Origin of the sequence: Sphingomonas sp. (genome assembly GCF_964263785.1) — a bacterium.
GTDB lineage: Bacteria > Pseudomonadota > Alphaproteobacteria > Sphingomonadales > Sphingomonadaceae > Sphingomonas.
The window spans coordinates 1-4999 of sequence record NZ_CAXVWL010000028.1; the positions used below are offsets into that span (position 1 = coordinate 1).

Consider the following 4999-nt stretch of genomic DNA (forward strand, 5'->3'; position numbering starts at 1 on the left):
GACCGCCCAGGCAGACAACCCTCGATCCGAACCCATTGTTCGTCCGTCAGCATGCGTCTGCTCAAGGCCCGGCTCCTTCGCCAGCCTTCAATCAGAACCGCCGACCAAATGGAATCCCTCAAATGCAGACGCGACCTAGAGGTGCTGGCGCTCGACGGGCGAGGCGGGGTGCACGAGATTGCGTCCGTCAAGACCGCAGTCGGCGCACGCACCGGTGCACTCGATCCATCCGATGGCACGCTTTACTTGCCGACCGCCGCTTTCGGCCCGCCGGCAACCGTTGGTGGCCGACCGGTGGCTACGGCCGGCAGCTTTCATCTGTTGGTCGTCCGGCCATCGTGACCGGTTTTGGCAATGGTGACCGTTGCGCGCATGCGGGCAAGCTGGGGATCATCGGTCCGAAACGCGATCGATAACGGCCTCAAGATAACGTTTCTGAACCTTGCCGCGTGTGCCACGTCATGGGTGTAAAAGCGCTTCTCGAGCTCACGCGGCCCCACACCTACGAATTCATCCGAAAAGCGCGGGCAAAACAGCTCCTTCGCTCCATCGCAAACCGCACAGCCTCTCGCATCGGTCGATCGCCAGTCGTTCCTAATCGGCCGCGCAGCTTCGTCGCCCGTGCAACGCGCATCGGATCCGTGCTGTGCCAGAAAGCGCCAAATTGTCCGCGCAGATCGCGTCTATGTCGGGCTAGGCTCCTGAAAAGTCGTGGTATAATCGTGCAGGCTAACCACCCGTCGTTAATAGAATCGTGGGATTAACGTCCGTGAGATAGTCGGGGAACCCGACCAGCGGCACGGAGGCTAGTCCCGAATGGGCATTTCGAACCTGAAGCAGGCCTTGCAGGACAAGATGGGCCTGTAGGCCGGCGAGCTGGCCGATAAGGCGGCGCGTGAGGCCGAGATCCTGTCGCTGTTCGAGCAGCTGCCAACGGTCCAGAAGCGGGCCGACGACCTGCGCGAGGTGATCAAGTGCGCTGAGCGGGTCATGTTTGAGGTCGACCCCACCTGGACGAAGGACAGGGTCAAGCCTTCCAAGCCATTCGTGCACAAGAACGCAGTGCGCATCGGCAACACCGCCAAGTTCGCTCTGGACGTGCTCAGGGAAGCCCAGGGGCCGCTCACGGCTCGCGAGATCGCGATGGCGGTACTGGAGCTCGACGAGGTCGACGCAAGCTCCCTGACACCCAAGGACATCGATCGCGTCGTCGACGCCACGCTGAAGCAGAAGTTGGGTGAGCTGACCGCGCACGACGGGCAGAAGTTCGCAAGCCGATGGCGCATCGAGGTTCCGCCGTTGAGGGCGATTGGCTAGGCTTCGTCGGGCCGCGGCTGGTCGTCCATACCCATGCCGGCCAGAAAGGCCCCGAACACGTCGTCCTGCGGGAACTCGATGTGGTTCGCGCCGTGGTGCTGCCAATAGCCGCTGAACAAGCGCGAGGGCGGGGCCTTGAGGCAGGCGGCAATCAGCAGCTCCGTCTTCGCGCGGTGATCGAGGTGGCGGTTGTTCTCCCGCCAGGCCGTCTCGGCGGCGTAGCGCGAGAGATAGGTGCCGCGAGCATCAAGAACAAGGTGTCGCGCGGGCGATTTACCTTCGTGTTCTTCCTGGAGGCGATGATCGCGATCGGCGCCGACGAGCTGACGCTGCCGCGTCTGGATGCACTGCTTCGAGGGGAGTTCAGTGGAGGGGGAGCGGCACAGAAGCTCGCTCGAAAAGCGGACTGACGCCTCCCTGGCGTCGCCGTACCTAAAAACCAATGGTAGCTGGGGTGCGGTGCGCGCTGTCGCGCACCCCGCTCACCAGCTACGCTGGTTAGTCCCCTCGATTATGCCGAGAAGTTGGTCGGGGAGACAGGATTCGAACCTGCGACATCCTGCTCCCAAAGCAGGCGCGCTACCGGACTGCGCCACTCCCCGACGCGATGCGGATGCCGATAGCGTAGCTATCGACAACACGCAACGCGTCCGGCCGGCGTAGCGTCAGCTACGACCGACGACGCGGCTTTGGCGCGGCGGGTGGCGATGGAAGATGGACAAGAACACGTGCCGCGGCGAAGCCGCGTCGTCGGTCCTCGCTCCGCGAGGCCGGCCGCGCTTGGGCGTCTCGACGCCAGCTTTGCTGGCGACGTGCGCCTGCGCGGTGCGCCCGGCAGGACTCGAACCCGCAACCTAGCCGTTATGAGCGGCCAGCTCTAACCATTGAGCTACAGGCGCACACGCGATCCCGCGCCTAGCGGAGCGTCGCACGCGCGCGCAACGAAAAAGGGCGCCCCCAACGGGGGACGCCCTCGTTACCGATGCATCGGGCCGAGGCCCGAAGCGGATCAGTTCATGTTGTCGGTCTTCTCGTCGGCGGCATCACGGACGTTGTCCGCAGCGTCGTTCAGATTGTCTGCGGCGGTCTCCATCACGTTCGACGCGGTCGCGTTGGACGTATTGTCGGCCATGGCGTCCATGTTGTCGGCCTGCATTTCCATGTTGTCCGCCATCATGTCGGCGTTGTTCTCGACAGCCTGGGCAGCGGGCGACTTGTTGCAAGCGGCCACGGACAGCAGGCCGGCGGCAGCGGCAACGAGCAAAATCTTCTTCATAAACACTCCTGTATATTCAAACTGCGTCCCGCCACCGAAGGGCGGGAACGCGATTACATCGAGGTGTTCTCGACGTTGTTCTCGACAGCGTCGGCCTGGTTCTCGACGTTCTCCGACGCGTTGGTCAGCGCGGCAGCCTCGGCGGGGTTGGACGTGTTGTCGGCCTGCGCCTCCAGATTGTCCGCCTGCATCTCCATGTTGTCGGAGACGTTGTCGGCGGCGGCTTCCTTCGGCGAGCGGTTGCAGGCGGCCACCGACATCAGGCCGGCGGCGGCGAAAACGAGCGCGATCTTCTTCATGTAATGCTCCCAAGCATGACTATCCGTCGCGACCGACGGACCGCCGTCGCGAAGTTCGTGGTGATAGCGTGCCGTCCCTCGTGGTCAATGCACATTTCACCGCAGCGCAACCGGATCGACACCGTTTCGCCGCATTTCCACTGCCGGCAATCTCAAGGGCGTGGAACGACCGCGCCGATCTCCTCGGACGCGTTGGCGACGACGGTCAGCATCGTCGTCCAGGCGGCGACGTTCTGGCGCAACTGCTCGGGATCGACCCGGTCGAGGGTATCCTCGGGGGTGTGGTGCCAGTCGAAATAGCGCAGGCCCGACTGGTTGAGGTCGATCGCGGCGACGCCGGTGCGGATCATCGGGCCTACATCGGTGCCGTCGCCCGCCGCGCCCGTACCGCGGACGATGCCGAGCGGCGCCAGCGCAGCCGCCAACCGGTCGCCGATCGCCCTTGCGCCCTGAGGCAGGTTGGTTTCGAACCGCCAGACGCGGTCTGCGCCGAAGTCGCTCTCGCCCGCAGTGGCGTGGCGTTCCCCGGCATGGCGCTTGGCATAGGCCTGGCCCCCCCAGCCGCCGGTCTCCTCGTCGCCGAACCAGACCACTCGGATTGTCCGGCGCGGGCGTCCTGCGTCCATCACCAGCTTGGCGGCCGCGGTGGTGATCGCCACGCCGCTGGCGTCGTCGATCGCGCCGGTGCCCAGGTCCCAGCTGTCGAGGTGACCGCCGACCAGCACGACACCCGCGTTCGGATCGCTTCCCGGCACTTCGGCGACGACGTTACCCGACTGACGCGTGCCGACGTTGCGCGGGGTCAGCGTGAGGTGGAACGTCACCGGCGCGCCGAGCTTAACCATGCGTTCGAGGTTCTCGGCATCGGCGACCGACAGCGCCGCGGCGGGGATCGGCGTCACGCCCGGCTCGAAGTTGGTGCCGCCCGCATGCGGCCCGCGCCCGTGGTCGGTGCCGATCGAGCGAATGACGATCGCCGCTGCGCCCTTCTTCGCCGCAACGTTCGCACCGACGAAGCGCGCCGCGCCCGAACTGCCGTAGCTCGATCCGTCCTGCGTTGGCTGCATCTGGTTGGAGACGAAGGCGATCTTGCCTTGGAGGCTGCCCGCAGGCGCCAGCGCAAGGTCGTTGAATGAGGCGAAATAGGCGATCGGCAGCGTCAGCCCCTGCGGCGGCGTCGCGGCGGAATTGCCGAGCGCGGTTAGTCGCAACGGCTGCGGATAGGGCGACACCACTTCCGCGGTCTCGACCCCACGCTCCCAGACATTCTCCAGTACGTACGGCTCGATATGGACGTTCCGGAACCCCAACGCCTTGAGCTTCGCCACGGCCCACTCGCGGGCGCGCGCCTGCTGCGGCGAGCCGTCGGGGCGCGGGCCGATCTCGGTCGTCAGCCCCTCGACAATGGCGTAGGCGGTGGCGTCGGCGAGCGCCTTGTCGCGCAATGCGGCGACCTTGGGGTCGACCCGGACCACCGCCGGTGTCGCGCGCGGCCGGGTGGCGGCGGGCGCGGCGGGGCTGGGCGGTTGCTGTGGCTGGGGTTGCTGCACGGCCGCCGCAGGCAAGAGCAACGCTAGGAGGAGAGGGTTCATGGCAGGCAGCTCCCGTGAAGTCCGCATCACGCGCGACGATTGACTCGGCCGTCATACGGAACCCCCGCGCCTCGGCAAGGCCAGCGCGTTGCCAATCCGCGCCGCCGTCGCTATCTCCGCGCAAGAAATCCCCGACCTTACCCAGCACGGAGCACGAGCCCGCCATGGCCGTCCAGTACACCTATGTCATGAAGGGTCTGACCAAGACCTTCCCAGGCGCGAACAAGCCCGTTCTCAACAACATTCACTTGCAGTTCATTTCCTCGGCGAAGATCGCGATCATCGGCCCTAACGGGTCGGGCAAGTCGACGCTGATGAAGATCATGGCCGGTATCGACCCGGACTTCGTCGGCGAGGCCTGGGCGGCGGACGGGATCAAGGTCGGCTATCTGGCGCAGGAGCCGCAGCTCGACGCGACCAAGGACGTGATGGGCAACGTCAAGGACGGCGTGCGCCCGGTCGCGGACCTGGTCGACCGGTTCAACGCGATCTCCGCCGAGATGGGCGATCCGCAG

6 protein-coding genes, 2 tRNA genes and 1 pseudogene are annotated in these 4999 nt (G+C 65.8%); 4 read left to right on the forward strand and 5 right to left on the reverse strand.

Annotated elements, in window-relative coordinates; translation table 11 throughout:
* From ACE5C1_RS04450 to ACE5C1_RS04460, 3 genes and pseudogenes are all read left to right on the forward strand, one after another.
* A pseudogene (locus ACE5C1_RS04450) lies at window positions 1–342 on the forward strand (hypothetical protein); the annotation flags it as partial.
* 648 nt (window positions 343–990) lie between these two features.
* Window positions 991–1317 (forward strand): hypothetical protein, encoded by a 327-nt coding sequence (locus ACE5C1_RS04455; protein ID WP_374942860.1) that lies wholly within the window; start codon window positions 991–993, stop codon window positions 1315–1317.
* Complete coding sequence (locus ACE5C1_RS04460) at window positions 1278–1727, forward strand: DUF6471 domain-containing protein (protein ID WP_374942861.1); 450 nt, start codon at window positions 1278–1280, stop codon at window positions 1725–1727. The genes ACE5C1_RS04455 and ACE5C1_RS04460 overlap by 40 nt, the downstream gene beginning before the upstream one ends.
* A 115-nt stretch (window positions 1728–1842) precedes the next feature.
* On the opposite strand, the gene ACE5C1_RS04465 is transcribed toward ACE5C1_RS04460, so the two are convergent.
* The 5 genes from ACE5C1_RS04465 to ACE5C1_RS04485 all read right to left on the reverse strand — a co-directional run bounded on the left by ACE5C1_RS04465 (window position 1843) and on the right by ACE5C1_RS04485 (window position 4484).
* Window positions 1843–1919, reverse strand: a tRNA-Pro gene (locus tag ACE5C1_RS04465).
* A 224-nt stretch (window positions 1920–2143) separates the two neighbouring features.
* A tRNA-Ile gene (locus ACE5C1_RS04470) sits at window positions 2144–2216 on the reverse strand.
* A 110-nt stretch (window positions 2217–2326) separates the two neighbouring features.
* A complete protein-coding gene (locus tag ACE5C1_RS04475) occupies window positions 2327–2593 on the reverse strand; it encodes a hypothetical protein (RefSeq protein WP_374942862.1) in 267 nt (88 codons plus the stop codon).
* A 53-nt stretch (window positions 2594–2646) separates the two neighbouring features.
* A complete protein-coding gene (locus ACE5C1_RS04480; RefSeq protein ID WP_374942863.1) occupies window positions 2647–2892 on the reverse strand; it encodes a hypothetical protein in 246 nt (81 codons plus the stop codon).
* 152 nt (window positions 2893–3044) lie between these two features.
* Window positions 3045–4484 carry a M20/M25/M40 family metallo-hydrolase gene (locus ACE5C1_RS04485; protein WP_374942864.1) on the reverse strand — a complete coding sequence of 480 codons (1440 nt, stop codon included), beginning with the start codon at window positions 4482–4484 and terminating at the stop codon, window positions 3045–3047.
* Between the two features lie 164 nt (window positions 4485–4648).
* Here ACE5C1_RS04485 and ACE5C1_RS04490 point away from each other — a divergent pair.
* A partial coding sequence (locus ACE5C1_RS04490; protein ID WP_374942865.1) for an ATP-binding cassette domain-containing protein occupies window positions 4649–4999 on the forward strand: 351 nt, incomplete at its 3' end.

Bases quoted from the DNA above. Each gene is read 5' to 3' on its own strand.
- ACE5C1_RS04460 (WP_374942861.1), top strand. From the start codon at position 1,278: ATGGCGCATCGAGGTTCCGCCGTTGAGGGCGATTGGCTAGGCTTCGTC.
- ACE5C1_RS04485 (WP_374942864.1), bottom strand. From the start codon at position 4,484: ATGAACCCTCTCCTCCTAGCGTTGCTCTTGCCTGCGGCGGCCGTGCAG.
- ACE5C1_RS04475 (WP_374942862.1), bottom strand. From the start codon at position 2,593: ATGAAGAAGATTTTGCTCGTTGCCGCTGCCGCCGGCCTGCTGTCCGTG.
- ACE5C1_RS04455 (WP_374942860.1), top strand. From the start codon at position 991: ATGTTTGAGGTCGACCCCACCTGGACGAAGGACAGGGTCAAGCCTTCC.
- ACE5C1_RS04480 (WP_374942863.1), bottom strand. From the start codon at position 2,892: ATGAAGAAGATCGCGCTCGTTTTCGCCGCCGCCGGCCTGATGTCGGTG.